A 16,048-nucleotide genomic window follows, 5' to 3' on the forward strand; every position below is an offset into this window, starting at 1 on the left:
CGAAATCGAAGGATGAATTACTATCGCCGTAACGGTGTCAGAGCATTTTGCCGTGTTATCATATGCAGCTCTCAAATTCGGCATCTTCATCATGGCATTACGTTTTTTCATTACCCACCAAATCGCTAAAGCGAGCAACGATCCGGCTGCGAAACTTAACTGTAGCGTGCTAGAAGGCAATGCCGACGAAGGTGCTCTGGCGCCGTATTATCAGCAAGCGGCATCTCAGCTGAAAGGCATACTGATGCAACGCAGCGGCAAACGCTATGGCGTGTTCTCCGACGAGCAGCCGACGGTGCGCGGCCTCATCAAAGATTGGCAACGCGATGGCATGTCGTTCCAAAGCTTCTCCAAGCGCCTAACCGAGCACTTAAGCTCGACTCTGGATAGCAGCGAATTTGAGATGGAAGGTTATCTTGCCTATTTTTACGAAACCTTAGCTGATCACGACAAGCTGTATGTATTTCACTTACGCCACAAAGAGAGTGTGAGCGTCGGCGCAGACATGAGCCTGACGGAAACGCGCTACATCGACTTCTCCAATACTGGCTTTGGCGTTTGTATTAACCTGACGGATTGGCAGCAAGATAGTGATAGCAAGTACATCACCTTCTCATTTGGGCGCGGTGATAAGCCACTGCAAAATCATATGGCTGCAGGCATTGGTTTTACCGATACCCTCAACACCCAAGCCGAAACTGAAGAGTTTTTGTCGATAGTGGATCAATACAGCCAAACGCTGCCTGAAGAACAACGCTTTGAGTACAAGGCCAAAGTGGTGGGCTACTGCATGGAGCATGATTTACGCGGTGAACCCGTTGTATTTGATGAGCTTGCCGATCATTTAGCCGCCGAAACCAAGTCGCATCCAGCGGAAGCATTTTCGCATTACATTATCGAGAAGAAAAAAGAAACGCGCCAACAACAGCGCAGTAATTCGGGCCTAAGCCCTGAGCAATTAGCCGCCCAAGGCGCGCCAATGATTGAAGTGGCCGAAGCGGTAAAAGCCGAGTTAATCCCAGATAGAAAACAATTACGTGGATTTATTCGTTACAGCGGTAAGAACAAAGATTTAAGCATTAGTTTTTCCGCTAACTTGATGGGCGAAGGCATCGAATTCGACGCACCCAATAAGCGTCTTATCGTTAACGCGATACCCGAGAGCCTGCTAAAGCAGCTTAAAGGCAAATCGAAATACGACGACGAAGGCTAGCGCCTGATTTAGATGCTCATCTCTATGCAGATATCACAGTCGTAAACCAGTTGTTTAACACCTGTTTAATATCTGCTTCCAGTTCTTCATCATCTCCCACCGCCAAATTCTGTATCTTTTTTAACGCTTGCAGCGGCTCAGAATAATCAAGTTTGGTCACCGCATCGTCATCCAGCATAAGTTGCTGCTGCGCGGCATGGCCGCGATGAAACAAGGCATCCAACAAGTGCGACTGACGTGCAAGTAACAAGGTTATCGTTGGCTGATCAAGCCCAACGACATACTGCCCTCGATACCTTGCTAATAGTTGCTTACCAAACCGCTTACCAGTACTCCAGGACGAACCCAAAACGGCACCGGCAAGCGTTGCCGTACCTAAACTCAAGCCAGCGAGCATGACGTCAACGCCGACACCAATAGCAGCACCCGTTGCCGCCGCAGACGCGGTATCAATACCAAATTTTTTCAATGCCTCAGGGGCAAATAAATCCAGTGTCCAACGCCCGTCTTTAATCGGAACATTGGCGTATTGGATATCATCTGCAGAGAACTGCAGTAACTGCAAAATGCGCCCCAGCTGTTCTTTTTCTTTAGCTCGCACCGTATTTTGTAGCCGAGTGGTGGCCTCAACTTCAGCATTTTTGTCTGCCGCAGTGGTATCGACAGTCACCTGAATTTTACTGACTGCCAGCATAAATTCGCTGCTGCATTGAATGCATGCGTGCCTTAATGCCAACCAATCTTCTTCGCGCTGCTGGATGAAGGTTTCTAGCAGCGCATAATAGGGCTCAAGTACGGTTTGGAACTTTCGATACAAGCGTTTTTCCGCATCAAAGCTAAATGCTACCGTGTCGAATTCGACCAAGGAGTGGAAATTAAAATCGGCTAAGGTTTTACGCCATTCAGTTTTGTGATTTCCGCCCTTTTCAATAAAATTAAGCACAGGAATAATCGGCCTTGCAGCCATGCTCAAACACCGTAACTCAAAGAGGTATTTTTCCAATACGGGTTCGCGGCAATCAATAACATACAAAATAATATCGCTGATTAGAATTTGATTGAGAACCTTTAGCTCTTGATCAAACTCTTGTTGATTAGCAGAGTCTCTAACAAAACTAACCAGAGTATCGCGCCCCGATAAGTTAGCCGATGTAAGTGCTTGCAAACGTTCCGCCAGCGCTACGGAGTCTTCTAATCCGGGCGTGTCACGCAATTCGAGAAAGGCTTTATCGGCTAGAAAAATCTGCGCCGACTCTACATGTCGAGTAGTACCAGCGCGATTATCAATTTCACCAAAATCAGAATTGCGCATGAGCGTGCGCACTAGCGAGGTTTTACCCGTATTAGTATGCCCGACAACGCTTAAAATGATGGGTAACGAAATCTGCTTATTAGTCATGAGCGCCATCCGTACTTTGTAATAACACACAGTGTTGGGGCTGAATACTCAACATTTGCGCCTGCTCTTGCCATTGCGCATAAGTATTTTCACTAGCAATCCGCATTGCCCCATCCTCAATACACCCGAGCCAATATTTCTTACCTTTCGGCATCAGGCTCTGCAACAACCGCAATGTCCCACGGTCGGGTGGCTTATTAGCATTGACCAAAAACACCACGCTACCCGCGCTATTTTTAATAAACGCTAATGCTTGGTCAGTTGTATCTTTATTAACCACATTGACCAGTACCGGAGTAGTCAATTGGGATGGTAATTGGGTGACCAGTGACCTAGGTAGCTCGAAGCCTAAGAACAGCGCTTCGCTAGGTAATGCTCGAAAACTTTGCTTCGTCTTCTGCAACGACTGATGAGGTTGCGCATGACTGTCGGCATCTAAAATATCACCCTGGCCACTCAGTGGCTGCCATTCACGTTTAAGCGCAAGATAGTAGGGATCTTGATAATTCAGAGAAAACCGACGCAATTGAACTGCGCCGAGTACGCGACACATAACCCATGCCACTAACCGAGGAAATAAACCGTAAAATAGCAAACATCCCAACAAAAAATAGGCCCATGAAGAACGCAAGGTTGAACTCATTTCGTTCAGCCCTTGCTGACTGGCAATAACCTCATCAACCGAGGGTGTCGGCCAATGAATAACATCCATAGAAAAGCTTAAATAAGCGGTTAACTGCTGGAATGCTGCTTGGTCTAATATGGTTGACCCCCAAATAAAATCGTATTGGCGCGTCATCAATACCAACAGTAAAGCGATAAAACCGCCCGCTAAATAACTTAACCAAACACTATGCACGACGCGCCCTATAAACCACTTTCCTTGCGGATTGGACAGTTGAATATGCAACCAAGTTTTGCTCGCATATTGCGAATAATGACCCTTTGCCGCCAGCTTTATAGTCCAGTTCAAACAAGGCATAAATATCGACACGAGCGGACTGCTTGCCGGTGTACGTAATACAAAAGTGAACAGCAACCAAAGCACAAACGACAACAAATTAAAGCCTAACAAAACCATCAACACCCAAAACACATTCAAAGTGCCAGCACCGCTAACCGCTTGAACAACGGCGAACATACCCGCTAGGCCAGCCAGCAAACAACTGCCCAACAATAAGGTTCGAAACCAATGCTGCGCTTGATCAAGGGCACTCTCGAATTCAGGTTGTAACTTACTCTGTGAAACTCGCTGACGTAGAAACGCCTCAAAACTTGAGGCCGGCTGGGCACGTATGGTCAATGCTTGACTCTGTTGCTCGATAGACCGTAACTGCTCAATCTCTATTTTCTCACGGTAATCCAGTGACACCCTTATCCACCCGCTGCGAACCAATGACTCGAAAGCTTAGCATTACGACTGGTTAATAAATAGCGGTTACGCCAAGCTCAGCAGTGCTGAGAATGACCAACGAACAAGTATAAAAAAACCCGCTTTCGCGGGTTTTTATTATTTGCTAATCAACGCAAATTAATATTTCACTTAAGATCAAGGAGCAACGGGGTTAATAACCACAGAAGCAGCACCATGCATAAAGTCACCATCATGTGGCCACAAGAATGCAGTAAACGGCGTTAACGCTAATGGATTAATCACATAGTCGTTATTCACTACTTCGTAATTAACATCAAAGGCAACGGTCGTCGCATCGTTTGAAATAGCCTCTGCCCAGTTCGCAGCTGCATTGCAGTCTGGCTCAGTGTCATTGCAGGTATTAATGTACAAAGTCGTTACCGCGGCGGTATTAATCGTCGCACCTAACGTATTTGTGATCACACCATCAATGTTTTGATCAAAACGATAGTACTGAAGCTGCTGATTGCTGGCGTTGTAAAAGGTGTATTCGCTTTGATCCACCTGCCAAACATCATTCGGTTGCTCGGTCGTTTTCGTTGCCGTTTGCACACCAATACACTGCGCAATAGCCGACGTTTGCTCGCCCGCCGTACCTAAGTTGGTGTAATCCAAGTTGTAGCTATAGGTCAGCTCAGGAGCCGTCGAGAAATCAGTACTGTCGCTGACCTTTACGCCTTCAATAGCTAACGTTAAGTTCTCGCCCACTGGCGTGGTAATCGCGCTGCCGTTCACGGTTAGTGTTTGGAAGTCCGCGCTATAAGTCACAGTGAAATTCGTATCTGTGGTGTAAGACACACCTGACGAATCAGCGGCCGTCGTTTCGCTTAAAGAAGCGGTATAACCATCAGCGGTAGCTGTTAACGTATACGCATCACGCCAGCCGCCTTCGCAACGAGTAACAGTATAAATACCATCAGCATTTACACTGATAGCGACTAGCTCGCGGCTAGTGCTAGTAAAATTAAATGGGTTCATGCTGTCGGCATCGTTTGGTAGCGTTGAGTCTTCAGTCGCTATCAACATCCAGATGCCTTCTGGAGAGGTGGTGCTTAACGCAGAGTTCGCAGCAGGTAAGCCCGACAAATCAACTGGTGCTGGATCAATCGGATCTGGATCGACTGGATCCGTTGTTGGATCATCAGTACCGATTTCGTCGATAACCTCATCACCCCAATTACACGCCGTTAAACTCAGTGCCATTGCCATCGCAACCGCGCCATGCCCCAAAACTTTCGTGAGAGTTGTCATTGTTATAATCCTTTGCCAAAAAGTTATGCCGCCGCGAGGAATGCCTCATCAACGCAAACAGACCCACATCCTACCAGCGATAAGAACTCGTCTTTGAGGTTAGGTTCGGACAGTTATAGATAAACACGAGGATAAGTTGACTCACAGAAACAACAAGGGGTCATAATGTCGAATAGTGGCAGATAATGACTAGTCAAACACCAGTGGAATAATAGCGACTTATTGCAGCTCATTGTTGATAAAGGCGTCGAGAATCGCCATCAACTGCTCCTCGTCTGCAGATGGCCGTGAAATACTTTCTAACGCCGTTAGCTTGGCCTGCGCGGCGGTTTTAACTAAGCTCAATTCGGAATCAGAAAGATCGTGAATTAACGCCTGCCAAGTATCAATTTGCAGATCAGCCGTATCGTCTGGATTTAGGCCATCGTCGGGCTCAATTGTAATGTGGCAGAGCAAATCCATTAATAACGACGCAAGCTTACTCATGCCTTTTTCCCCGCATCTTCAGCAATACGCTTAACCACACGCGACGCCGCCACAAAACCAAAAGTACCGGTGACCATAGTGGCCGCACCAAAACCGCTGGCGCAATCTAAGCGCGTACTATCACCATCAAAACGCTTGGTTTGACACACAGTGCCATCCGCCTGCGGATATTGCAGCTGCTCAGTCGAGAACACACACGGAATCGAATAATTACGCGATGGATTACGGGAAAAATTGTATTCGCGCCGTAATAAAGACCGCACTTTGCGCGCTAATGGATCATTAAAGGTTTTATTTAAGTCACCAATTTGAATTTGCGTAGGATCGGTTTGCCCACCCGCGGCACCGGTAGTCACAATGCGAATTTTACGACGCTTACAAAAAGCGATAAGCGCGGCTTTATTCTTCACACTGTCGATGCAATCGACCACGTAATCCATATCCGCACTGATCATTTCCTCCAAATTCGCCGCTGTCACAAACGCCATACGGGCATCAACTTGGCAGTCAGGATTGATCAAACGAATACGCTCGGCCACGGCTTCCACCTTCAATTGCCCGACCGTGCCCTTCATCGCATGAATCTGACGGTTGGTGTTGGTCACACAGATATCATCCATATCGATCAAGGTGATACGGCCAATACCGGAACGCGCCAAGGCCTCCGCCGCCCAAGAGCCGACACCACCAATACCAATCACGCATACATGCGCAGCGTGCAAACGCTGCAAACCAGCAGTGCCATACAAGCGACCAATACCACCAAAACGATCGAGATAATCAGGTGTCACGCGGATTCCTATTGAGTTTGGGATGAAAACAATATGCCGATTATATAGGCGAACGACTTGCGGGACATGGGTTTATTGAGCAACACGAGTCTCTTGCGAGCGAATCTAGGCTGAAAGAGAGGATCTTATCCGCGATTGAGCATGATGAGCAAAAACATTGCTCAAGATGCTAAAACCTGCAATATAGACGTTCGCCATAACGCAGATAAACCATGAGGTAACAATGACCGATATTAAATTATCTACGGAAGAGAAAGATCGAGTGATCCGTAAAGTAAAAAACTACTTCAATGCTGAATTAAACCAAGACATTGGTGGATTTCAAGCTGAATTTTTAATCGACTTTTTCGCTAAAGAAATCGGAGCCTACTTTTACAACCAAGGCCTATCTGATGCACAGACGCTGTTTTCTGAAAAAGCCGACGAATTGAGTTACCTAATTCAAGAGCTAGAAAAGCCGACCCTGTGAAAAAGTTGGATTGAAATAGTGAAATGGATTCATATCGATGTGGTAGGAAATACGAGCAAATGGATTCGTTGAGTGCTCTTACAAAAAAGACATCGGCACAAACAGTTAAAAAGATCCCTCTCCCCTCACAAATTCACCAACTGTATCCGTGGCGATTGCTGCACTAATTCGCGATACAACCTGTCTTGCACATGTGGGTTACGCAGGTCTTCTAGCGTCACTCGGGATAGCACCTGCATCAAAAGTTGATTGATTCCACCCCAGTTGCTGGCGAGTGAGCAGTTTTCGGTAATATCGCAGTGATGGTCGTCAGTGCTGCATTCGGTCAGCGCGACTGGGCCTTCAAAGGCCTCTACGACATCTAGTACGCTAATCTGCAATGGCGAACGTGCTAGGCGATAGCCACCATGAGCACCGCGACGGGTAATCACTAGGCCGGCATCGGCCAGCGCTTTCATCACTTTGCGTACCGTTGCGGTAGCCAAACCAGTGGCAAGACCTATGTCGTCGGTCGATTGCTGCAACGAGGCCGACTGGGCAAGGTGGTTAAGTACCACGATCCCATAATCTGTCAGTTTGCCGATCTTCAGCATAATCCCACCTTTTAACGCCTTATTTTGCTTGTATGAACCATCTGACAGGTCGATTTTGCGAGACTTTGAGAACAAATACCCCAGTAGATTGGTCAGAATTCATTCTCTTTGATAGAATCACCATAAATCAAATCATACCAAGTTGGTATTGATTGCGATACCCGAGTAAAATACTCCGATACAGCGTTGAGATTTGGTAGAATGATGCGCATTAGAACGCACACGCAAATCAGCGCCACAAGCATGGTTCTTAGCTCGTCTTCGCGCAACCCGCAGGCACGCCAGGAGCATTCATGAGCCAGACACCCAAGAGAGATCGCCATGAGTAGTAACGCCGAAATCGAACGCCGCATGGGCGGGGAATACAAAGCCGGATTTATCAGTGATATCGAGTCAGAGACCCTTGCTGCGGGCCTGAGCGAAGATACTGTCCGTTTTATTTCGAACAAAAAAGGCGAGCCTGAGTGGTTGCTGGAGTGGCGCTTGAAGGCCTATCACCAGTGGCTGGATATGAAGGAGCCTGAATGGGCTCATGTTCATTTCCCGAAGATTGATTATCAAGAGGTGTCCTACTACTCTGCCCCCAAGAGCTTGGCCGACATGCCAAAGAGCTTAGATGAGGTCGATCCTGAGTTATTGGCAGTTTACGACAAGCTCGGCATTCCATTGCACGAGCAGATGGCGCTGGCAGGTATTGCCGTCGATGCGGTATTCGACTCTGTGTCTCTTGGTACAACGTTCAAAGCTAAGCTAGAAGAAGCCGGCGTCATCTTCATGCCAATTTCAGAAGCGGTACATAAGCACCCTGAGCTGATTAAAAAGTACATGGGCAGTGTGGTGCCTCAACGCGATAACTATTTTGCGGCGTTAAATAGTGCGGTATTTAGTGATGGCTCGTTCGTATATATTCCCAAGGGTGTGCGTTGCCCAATGGAACTATCAACTTACTTTCGTATTAACGAAGCCAAAACGGGTCAGTTCGAACGTACATTGATTATTGCCGACGAAGGTTCTTATGTGAGCTACCTCGAAGGCTGCACTGCACCCATGCGCGATGAAAATCAATTGCACGCCGCCGTCGTTGAATTGATTGTGTTAGATAATGCTGAAATCAAATACAGCACAGTACAAAACTGGTACCCAGGTGATGCCGAAGGTAAAGGTGGTAGTTACAACTTCGTGACTAAACGTGCGGTTGCCCATACCAACGCTAAGGTCAGTTGGACTCAGGTGGAAACTGGTTCTGCTGTTACTTGGAAATACCCAAGTTGTGTATTAAAAGGCGATAATTCCATCGGTGAATTTTATTCCGTCGCGTTAACCAACAATTATCAGCAAGCCGATACTGGCACGAAGATGATTCATTTGGGTAAAAATACGCGCTCGACCATCATCTCGAAAGGTATTTCAGCGGGTAAAAGCTCGAACGCCTATCGCGGTTTAGTGCGAATGAATCCAACAGCCGAAGGCGCTCGTAACTACACCCAGTGTGACTCGCTATTAATTGGTGATAAGTGTGGCGCACATACCTTCCCTTATATCGAGAGCAAGCACCCTTCTGCAATTATTGAGCACGAAGCAACGACCTCTACGGTAAGTGATGACCAACTATTTTTGTGTCAGCAACGCGGTATAGATACTGAAAAAGCCGTTTCTATGATTGTTAATGGCTTTTGCAAAGAAGTATTTAAAGAGTTGCCGATGGAATTTGCGGTTGAGGCAGGCAAGCTATTAGAGATTTCGCTTGAGGGTTCTGTCGGTTAACCGATTACTTCGTTGAATTGAAGTAGTCAGATCCTGTAGGAGGTACTCAGGGAGCGAAGCGAGCAGTGGCGATGGCCAATCCGCTAATTCCATGAGTCGAAATTAAAATTTAACGCCCAACTTAATCAACCAATAAAACGAATTAAGTGAGGCTAATGAAAACAAGGTAACAGCATGATCAGCATTAATAACTTACACGCCCGCGTTGAAGAAAAAGATATTCTGAAAGGTTTATCATTGGATATTAAGCCGGGGGAAGTACACGCCATCATGGGGCCTAACGGTGCCGGTAAAAGTACTCTTGGTAACGTACTAGCCGGTCGCCCAGGTTACGAAGTGACTAGCGGCACAGCAACGCTGAACGGTAAAGATATTTTTGCAATGGATACAGAAGAACGCGCCCGCGAAGGTGTGTTTTTGGCATTCCAATATCCTGTTGAAATTCCGGGTGTATCGAATCTCGAATTTTTAAACGCCTCTGTTGATGCGGTACGTGCGCACCAAGGCAAAAAAGCATTGGATTCTGTGCAGTTTTTGAAATTGGCACGAGAAAAATGCAAAGCCGTTAACTTAGACCAAGGCTTTTTAAAGCGCGGTGTTAACGAAGGTTTCTCCGGCGGCGAGAAAAAGCGTAACGAATTAATGCAAATGATGATGCTAGAGCCGAGCCTGTGCATTCTTGATGAAACTGATTCAGGTTTAGATATCGACGCATTACAAGTAGTAGCAGAAGGCGTTAATGCCATGCGTGATGCTAACCGCAGTTTTATTGTAGTTACTCACTATCAGCGTTTGTTGGATTACATCGTACCGGATTATGTTCACGTATTGGCTAACGGCCGCATCGTAAAATCAGGTGGTAAAGAACTGGCCTTAGAGTTAGAAGAAAAAGGTTATGGCTGGTTAGAAACCGCAGACAACGGAGCCGCTTAACATGCCTGAGCAGTTTCAAAATCAGCAACTGGCGTTAGCCACAGCGCAAACACCATTGGCACTATTGAGCACGCTGAATGAGCGTGGCCGCAGTGCATTTGCCCAAGCCAGTATGCCTAACCGTAAAACAGAAGCGTGGAAATATACATCGCTACATACCTTGCTAACCGGCAATTTCGCCTCTCGAGCAAAGTCTGCCGATTTTGATATTGATGCGATTCGTACCTTAGTAACGATTCCAAATATCAACGCTGATCGTTTGGTACTCGTTAATGGCCAGTTATGCGCAGAGCTATCCGACGAAGCTGCGCTTAATCGCATTGTTCGTTTTGCCGATGCCAACGCAGATCAAAAAGATCAGATCGCTCAGTACTTAGGCCAAACCCTAAGTGACAAAAGCGGACATGTATTCAACCAGCTTAACAATGCTGCGATTAGTGATGGTTACTTTGTGCTGGTTAATCGCAATGTGCAAGCTGAGACCCTATTGCAAATCAGCTACATTACGACGCAACAAAAAAGCGCATTCACCTTAAACGAGCGCTTATTGGTGGTGTTAGAGCAAGGTGCCAGTGCCAATATAATTGAACACTTTGGCTCGACTAACGAAAATCAAAATAGCTTCACGAATACAGTAACCGAAATTGTTGTCGGAGATAATGCGCGTCTCACACATTACCGCTTACAGCTGATGCAAGAAGATGCACTGCATATTGGTAGCACGCACATTGATCTGCAACGCGATGCCAATTACAACGGCTTCTACCTTGGCTTAGGTACTCGTTTAACCCGTAATGATGTGGTGGTAAATCACAACATTGGTGGCTCGCACTGCGAAATGGCGGGTATTTATGTTCCGCAAAACCAGCAGTTGATCGACTTTCACACCTGTATCGAACACAAGGCGGCACATTGCACTAGCAATGAAGTTTTCCGTGGGATTATGAATCACAAATCCAAAGCCGTATTTAACGGTCGTATTCATATTCACCCGGATGCACAAAAAACCTTGGCTGAATTAAGCAATAAGAATTTGTTGCTAACCAATACTGCAGAGATTTACACCAAGCCAGAATTAGAAATCTACGCCGACGATGTAAAATGTGCTCACGGCGCAACCGTTGCACAACTGGATGAGAAAGCCAGTTTCTATTTGCAAAGCCGTGGCATCAGCGCCAAAGATGCTGAGATCATGCTGAGCTTTGGTTTTATTAACGAACTATTAGCTGCCACGGTTCATACCGGTGTAGGCGAATGGCTTTACCCTATTCTTTCTGAACGTTTTGGTCGTAGTCCTGAGTTGGCCAAGGCATTAGCGGGAGAACATGCATGACCAATGCAGATATACTGCGAATTCGTGCCGACTTTCCAGCGTTAAACCAAGACGTTAATGGCAAGCCATTAGTGTATTTAGACAACGGTGCGACGACGCAAAAGCCCCAAGCCGTCATCGACGCGCTTGCGCATTATTACGCGCACGACAACTCGAACGTGCATCGTGGTGCGCACACTTTAAGCGACCGAGCGACTCAAGCATTTGAGGGGGCTCGTGTCACATTACAACAGTTTTTAAATGCAAAGAAATCTGAAGAAATTGTATGGACACGCGGCACAACCGAGTCCATCAATCTCGTGGCTTCCACTTGGGGTCGTCAGAATTTAACAGCGGGTGACGAAATTCTAGTCACCGGCATGGAGCACCACTCCAACATAGTGCGGTGGCAAATGCTGTGTGAGCAAACTGGCTCTAAATTGCGCCCAATTCCAGTAAAGGAAAATGGCGAGCTTGATATGGACGCCTTTGCCACCATGTTGAGCGATAAGGTGAAGCTAGTATCTGTCGTGCATGTATCGAACGCACTTGGCACCATAAACCCAGTCGAAACCATTATTAAGATGGCACACGAAGTTGGTGCTAAAGTTTTGGTCGATGGTGCTCAGGCGGTATCGCATTGGAATGTCGACGTGCAGGCTTTAGACGTCGATTTTTACGCATTTTCTGGTCATAAATTGTACGGGCCTACCGGCATCGGCGTATTGTACGGCAAAGAAGATTTACTCAATGCAATGCCCCCATACCAAGGCGGCGGCGAGATGATTGCGCACTGCTCGTTTGAGAAAACGACGTACAATGTATTGCCGTATAAATTTGAAGCCGGTACGCCAAATATTGCCGGTGCCATTGGCTTAGCTGCGGCAATTGATTATTTAAATACGCTCGATCGCGTAGCATTAGCCAAGCACGAAGACTCGTTATTACTGAAAGCGAATGAACTAGCTGAGCAGCTCGGAGATATTCGTCGTATTGGTACTGCTGCAAAAAAAGCCAGTGTGTTTAGCTTTTTACTCGCTAATGCACATCCTGGGGATGTAGGCACCCTACTCGATCAACAAGGTATTGCCGTGCGCACGGGTCATCATTGTGCAATGCCATTGATGGATCAATATGCAATACCAGGTACAGTACGAGCGTCGTTCAGTTTTTATAACACATTAGACGATGTTGAACGCTTATTTGCTGGCCTTGAAAAAGCCAAAATGTTTTTACTGTAACGGATAGAAGGAAACACTATGAGTATCGAAACCTTTGATCCTAATGCTATGGCCGATGTCAGCATGACCGACACCGCTATCGCGCATATTCGTAAACAACTAATTAAAAACGCTAATATGGCGGGCATTCGCTTAGGCGTTAAAAAGAGCGGCTGCTCTGGTTTTAAATACGATATTGAATTTGTTGAACAAGCAACTGATGGCGATCAAACCATTCAAGTAGCCGACGATGTTGCCTTGTTTGTGTCGGAAGAAGCACGGCCATACTTACGTGGTACTGTGATCGATTTCACCAAAGAAGGGTTAAACAGCACAATCAAATTCAATAACCCGAATGCAAAAGATTTGTGCGGATGTGGCGAGTCGTTTTCGGTTTAAATTTTTAAAATAGGTAATATTAGTTCCTGTCTATTTACTAATCGCCCCTGCGGCTAAAACGATTTTGGAGAAGAATATGGAACGCCGCATGGTGGTCGCGCAAGAAGCATGTCCGGCTCGTCAGGTTCCATCTGGCATACCCACGGTTATTCCCGCGGGCACCTTCGTAACTATTAACCAAGCCCTTGGTGGTAATTACACTGTCACCATGAATGGCAATATGGTGCGTGTTGATGGTACTGATGCCGCAGCGTTAGGCTTAGAAGCCGAAGAGATCGTGTTTGAAAATCACGATGATGGTGCCGTTCATGAAGAACAAGTTCGCCAAGCCCTACGCACGATTTATGATCCTGAAATCCCAATCAACCTACTCGATCTTGGTTTAATCTACGGTATTAAGATTCGCGACACAGAAGTCGTCATTGATATGACTCTGACAGCGCCGACGTGTGGCATGGGACCAGTGTTGATATCCGATGTTAAGTACCGCGTAGCTAAGGTGCCAAACGTCACTAAAGTCAGTGTTGAACTGGTTTTCGATCCCCCTTGGCATCGTGACATGATGACCGAAGAAGCTCAGCTAGAAGCAGGGTTATTCTTCTAAACTCACCGTCGTTCATCTAGAGATTGGCCCAAATGGGCATAACCGTGGATTATTCGTCTCACTGGCATTATAGTGTTGTCATAATAACAACAGTAATAATGTTAATTGACTCGGGTTCCTAATGAACGACGCGTATTTTAAAGGTATCACTGCAGCACTACACACCGCCGGCGTCTGCACCCCGACTCTAATCATAGATAGAGCACGTCTCGACAGAAACATTGATCACGTAATAGATGTATTAAACAAAGGCTTTGAATATCGCCTTGTAACGAAGTCGCTGCCATCTATCCCGCTACTCCAGTATGTTATGCGGAGAACGGGAACCCAGCGCCTTATGTGCTTTCACCTGCCATTTTTACTGCAATTGGTTAATCATATTCCATCGTCCGACATTTTGATGGGCAAACCTATGCCTGTGCGTGCCGCTCAGGAGTTTTACGATTGGCATTCAGGGCAAACAAGTAGCATGTGCTTTGCGCCCGAATTACAACTCCAATGGCTGATCGACAGCATGGAACGTTTAGAGCAATACGAAAACCTAGCGAGTCAACGTAATCTGCGCCTTCGCATATGCTTGGAAATCGACGTTGGTTTGCATCGAGGAGGGTTTCGCAATACTGCCGACTTCACTGCAGCCCTTCGATTTATTCGTCGCTCTAATTATCTTACGCTCAGTGGCTTAATGGGTTACGAAGCCCATATCACTAAAATGCCGCTGATATTAGGTGGCATAAAAGGCGCCTTCGCCGATACACAAGGTCGCTATACAAATTTTTTAAATGCGGCAAAGGCAGAATTGGGTGATCACATTCTCGACAACCTATGCATTAATACTGGCGGCAGTACTACCTACACCCTGTACCACAATTCTAAACTCGTGAATGAAATTGCTGCGGGCGCGGCCTTAGTAATGCCCTCTAATTTTTCCGCCGAAACATTAGAGCATCACCACAAGGCAGCCTTTATCGCCGCACCGATACTAAAAAATATTTCTAAACCAGAAATTCCGTTAACACCTGCTATATCAACCATGTTGCGTATTATTGGTGTATTGCCTAAGCGGGCTTGTTTTATCTATGGCGGCAACTGGCTAGCAGATCCTTGTTACCCTGAAGATACCCAACATTGCAAAATTTTTGGTCGCTCAAGCAATCAAGAAATGTATGGCATTCCCGTGGATAGCGATATAAAGCAAGATGACTTTATTTTTATGACTCCGCAGCAGAGCGAATCGGTATTCCTACAATTTGGTACCATAGGTGTTTATGAAGATGGCAGGATATCCGCTTGGTGGAATGTGTTTCAAGAGAACGACATCGAACAACCGCCGGTATATTCTGATATCCCTACAGCGGAAATTTACCCATTAAAATGAAGACAAATAACTCATTAAAAATACTATCTATTGAGCCTGAAAAACAGGCAGATAGCTGTATTATTTGGCTCCATGGCCTAGGGGCAGATGCATCCGATTTTTATCCCATAGGAAAGATGCTTAGTCCTATTTTAGCTGAACACGCTATTCGTTGGATATTTCCACAAGCACCGATTAGGCCGGTTTTTATCAATGGCGGTATGCCTATGCCGTGTTGGTATGACATATTAGCTGTTAATCCCTCTCGTGTTGTTAACCCACAACATGTGGCTGAAACTTGCGCGCAAATAAACGAACTAATAAATCAACAAATAGCGCTCGGTATTGCAGCTAACCGCATCCTATTAGCCGGATTTTCACAAGGTGGCGCCGTGGCCTTGGAATGTGCATTAACCCATCCCAAGGCCTTAGCCGGTTTAATGGCGTTGTCGACCTATTTGATCAAGGCACCAAAACACGTATCTCATTGCGAACTGCCCATATTATTAGTTCATGGCACTGAGGATATGGTCGTACCAATACCCTTGGCCGATGACACCCTCATCGCCCTGCAAGAGCTGGGATTAAAACCACAGAGCCATCGTTTAGCGATGGCACATGAAGTATGCGAGAAGGAAATCAATATTATTTTGGAATTTATTCGCGAGTGTTTACAGCGCTGATTAACTAAAAAATATGTAGCTATCTACTCTGCTTCCAAAACAAATACCCTGACGTAATCGCCGATAAAGTCGGCGGTCCTGCCTCCCTCTTTCTACAGCTCGAGAGCCAGTTAGCTATTGATCGGGGTTAGTTCTACCGCTGCTTGTACGGTCTCTAATT

Annotated in this window: 16 protein-coding genes; 10 read left to right on the forward strand and 6 right to left on the reverse strand. The window is 46.3% G+C overall.

All coding sequences use genetic code 11. From position 1 onward, the window contains the following. Positions 1 to 91: 91 nt before the first annotated feature. A complete protein-coding gene (locus tag UXZ23_RS01705) occupies positions 92 to 1,213 on the forward strand; it encodes a nucleoid-associated protein (protein ID WP_320818927.1) in 1,122 nt (373 codons plus the stop codon). Between the two features lie 22 nt (positions 1,214 to 1,235). Here the strand turns inward: UXZ23_RS01705 and UXZ23_RS01710 are convergent, their stop codons facing one another. The 5 genes from UXZ23_RS01710 to tcdA form a co-directional block, all read right to left on the reverse strand. Further along, the gene (locus UXZ23_RS01710; RefSeq protein WP_320818928.1) at positions 1,236 to 2,612 is read right to left on the reverse strand and encodes a DUF3482 domain-containing protein; all 1,377 of its coding nucleotides are present in this window, start codon (positions 2,610 to 2,612) and stop codon (positions 1,236 to 1,238) included. Beyond that, positions 2,605 to 3,984, reverse strand: a complete 1,380-nt coding sequence (locus UXZ23_RS01715; RefSeq protein ID WP_320818929.1) for a DUF2868 domain-containing protein — start codon at positions 3,982 to 3,984, stop codon at positions 2,605 to 2,607. The genes UXZ23_RS01710 and UXZ23_RS01715 overlap by 8 nt, the downstream gene beginning before the upstream one ends. 177 nt (positions 3,985 to 4,161) lie before the next feature. Beyond that, complete coding sequence (locus UXZ23_RS01720) at positions 4,162 to 5,277, reverse strand: hypothetical protein (RefSeq protein ID WP_320818930.1); 1,116 nt, start codon at positions 5,275 to 5,277, stop codon at positions 4,162 to 4,164. 219 nt (positions 5,278 to 5,496) lie between these two features. After that, positions 5,497 to 5,763 (reverse strand): hypothetical protein, encoded by a 267-nt coding sequence (locus UXZ23_RS01725; protein WP_320818931.1) that lies wholly within the window; start codon positions 5,761 to 5,763, stop codon positions 5,497 to 5,499. Further along, the gene (tcdA, locus tag UXZ23_RS01730) at positions 5,760 to 6,554 is read right to left on the reverse strand and encodes a tRNA cyclic N6-threonylcarbamoyladenosine(37) synthase TcdA (protein ID WP_320818932.1); all 795 of its coding nucleotides are present in this window, start codon (positions 6,552 to 6,554) and stop codon (positions 5,760 to 5,762) included. Before tcdA ends, UXZ23_RS01725 begins: the two co-directional genes overlap by 4 nt. 223 nt (positions 6,555 to 6,777) lie before the next feature. On the opposite strand from tcdA, the gene UXZ23_RS01735 reads away from it, so the two are divergent. Beyond that, positions 6,778 to 7,023 (forward strand): DUF2164 domain-containing protein, encoded by a 246-nt coding sequence (locus tag UXZ23_RS01735; RefSeq protein ID WP_320818933.1) that lies wholly within the window; start codon positions 6,778 to 6,780, stop codon positions 7,021 to 7,023. A gap of 125 nt (positions 7,024 to 7,148) precedes the next feature. Here the strand turns inward: UXZ23_RS01735 and UXZ23_RS01740 are convergent, their stop codons facing one another. Further along, positions 7,149 to 7,616: an SUF system Fe-S cluster assembly regulator gene (locus UXZ23_RS01740; RefSeq protein WP_320818934.1), complete on the reverse strand. Its 468-nt coding sequence runs from the start codon at positions 7,614 to 7,616 to the stop codon at positions 7,149 to 7,151. Positions 7,617 to 7,937: 321 nt separating this feature from the next. On the opposite strand from UXZ23_RS01740, the gene sufB reads away from it, so the two are divergent. The 8 genes from sufB to UXZ23_RS01780 all read left to right on the forward strand — a co-directional run bounded on the left by sufB (position 7,938) and on the right by UXZ23_RS01780 (position 15,888). After that, the gene (gene sufB / locus UXZ23_RS01745) at positions 7,938 to 9,380 is read left to right on the forward strand and encodes a Fe-S cluster assembly protein SufB (RefSeq protein ID WP_320818935.1); all 1,443 of its coding nucleotides are present in this window, start codon (positions 7,938 to 7,940) and stop codon (positions 9,378 to 9,380) included. A gap of 174 nt (positions 9,381 to 9,554) precedes the next feature. Next, positions 9,555 to 10,313, forward strand: a complete 759-nt coding sequence (sufC, locus tag UXZ23_RS01750) for a Fe-S cluster assembly ATPase SufC (protein WP_320818936.1) — start codon at positions 9,555 to 9,557, stop codon at positions 10,311 to 10,313. 1 nt (position 10,314) lies between these two features. Continuing rightward, entirely contained in the window at positions 10,315 to 11,646 is a 1,332-nt protein-coding gene (sufD, locus tag UXZ23_RS01755; protein ID WP_320818937.1) for a Fe-S cluster assembly protein SufD, read from the forward strand. Then, positions 11,643 to 12,866 (forward strand): cysteine desulfurase, encoded by a 1,224-nt coding sequence (locus UXZ23_RS01760; RefSeq protein WP_320818938.1) that lies wholly within the window; start codon positions 11,643 to 11,645, stop codon positions 12,864 to 12,866. Before sufD ends, UXZ23_RS01760 begins: the two co-directional genes overlap by 4 nt. A gap of 18 nt (positions 12,867 to 12,884) precedes the next feature. Then, positions 12,885 to 13,244, forward strand: coding sequence for a HesB/IscA family protein (locus tag UXZ23_RS01765; protein WP_015487471.1), 360 nt, complete (start codon positions 12,885 to 12,887; stop codon positions 13,242 to 13,244). 76 nt (positions 13,245 to 13,320) lie between these two features. After that, a complete protein-coding gene (gene sufT / locus UXZ23_RS01770; protein ID WP_320818939.1) occupies positions 13,321 to 13,848 on the forward strand; it encodes a putative Fe-S cluster assembly protein SufT in 528 nt (175 codons plus the stop codon). A gap of 121 nt (positions 13,849 to 13,969) precedes the next feature. After that, a complete protein-coding gene (locus UXZ23_RS01775; RefSeq protein ID WP_320818940.1) occupies positions 13,970 to 15,226 on the forward strand; it encodes an alanine racemase in 1,257 nt (418 codons plus the stop codon). Continuing rightward, positions 15,223 to 15,888 carry a carboxylesterase gene (locus UXZ23_RS01780; protein WP_320818941.1) on the forward strand — a complete coding sequence of 222 codons (666 nt, stop codon included), beginning with the start codon at positions 15,223 to 15,225 and terminating at the stop codon, positions 15,886 to 15,888. The genes UXZ23_RS01775 and UXZ23_RS01780 overlap by 4 nt, the downstream gene beginning before the upstream one ends. Positions 15,889 to 16,048 lie beyond the last annotated feature (160 nt).

It is taken from the genome of Thalassolituus sp. (assembly GCF_034111725.1).
Classification (GTDB): Bacteria; Pseudomonadota; Gammaproteobacteria; order Pseudomonadales; family Oceanobacteraceae; genus Thalassolituus.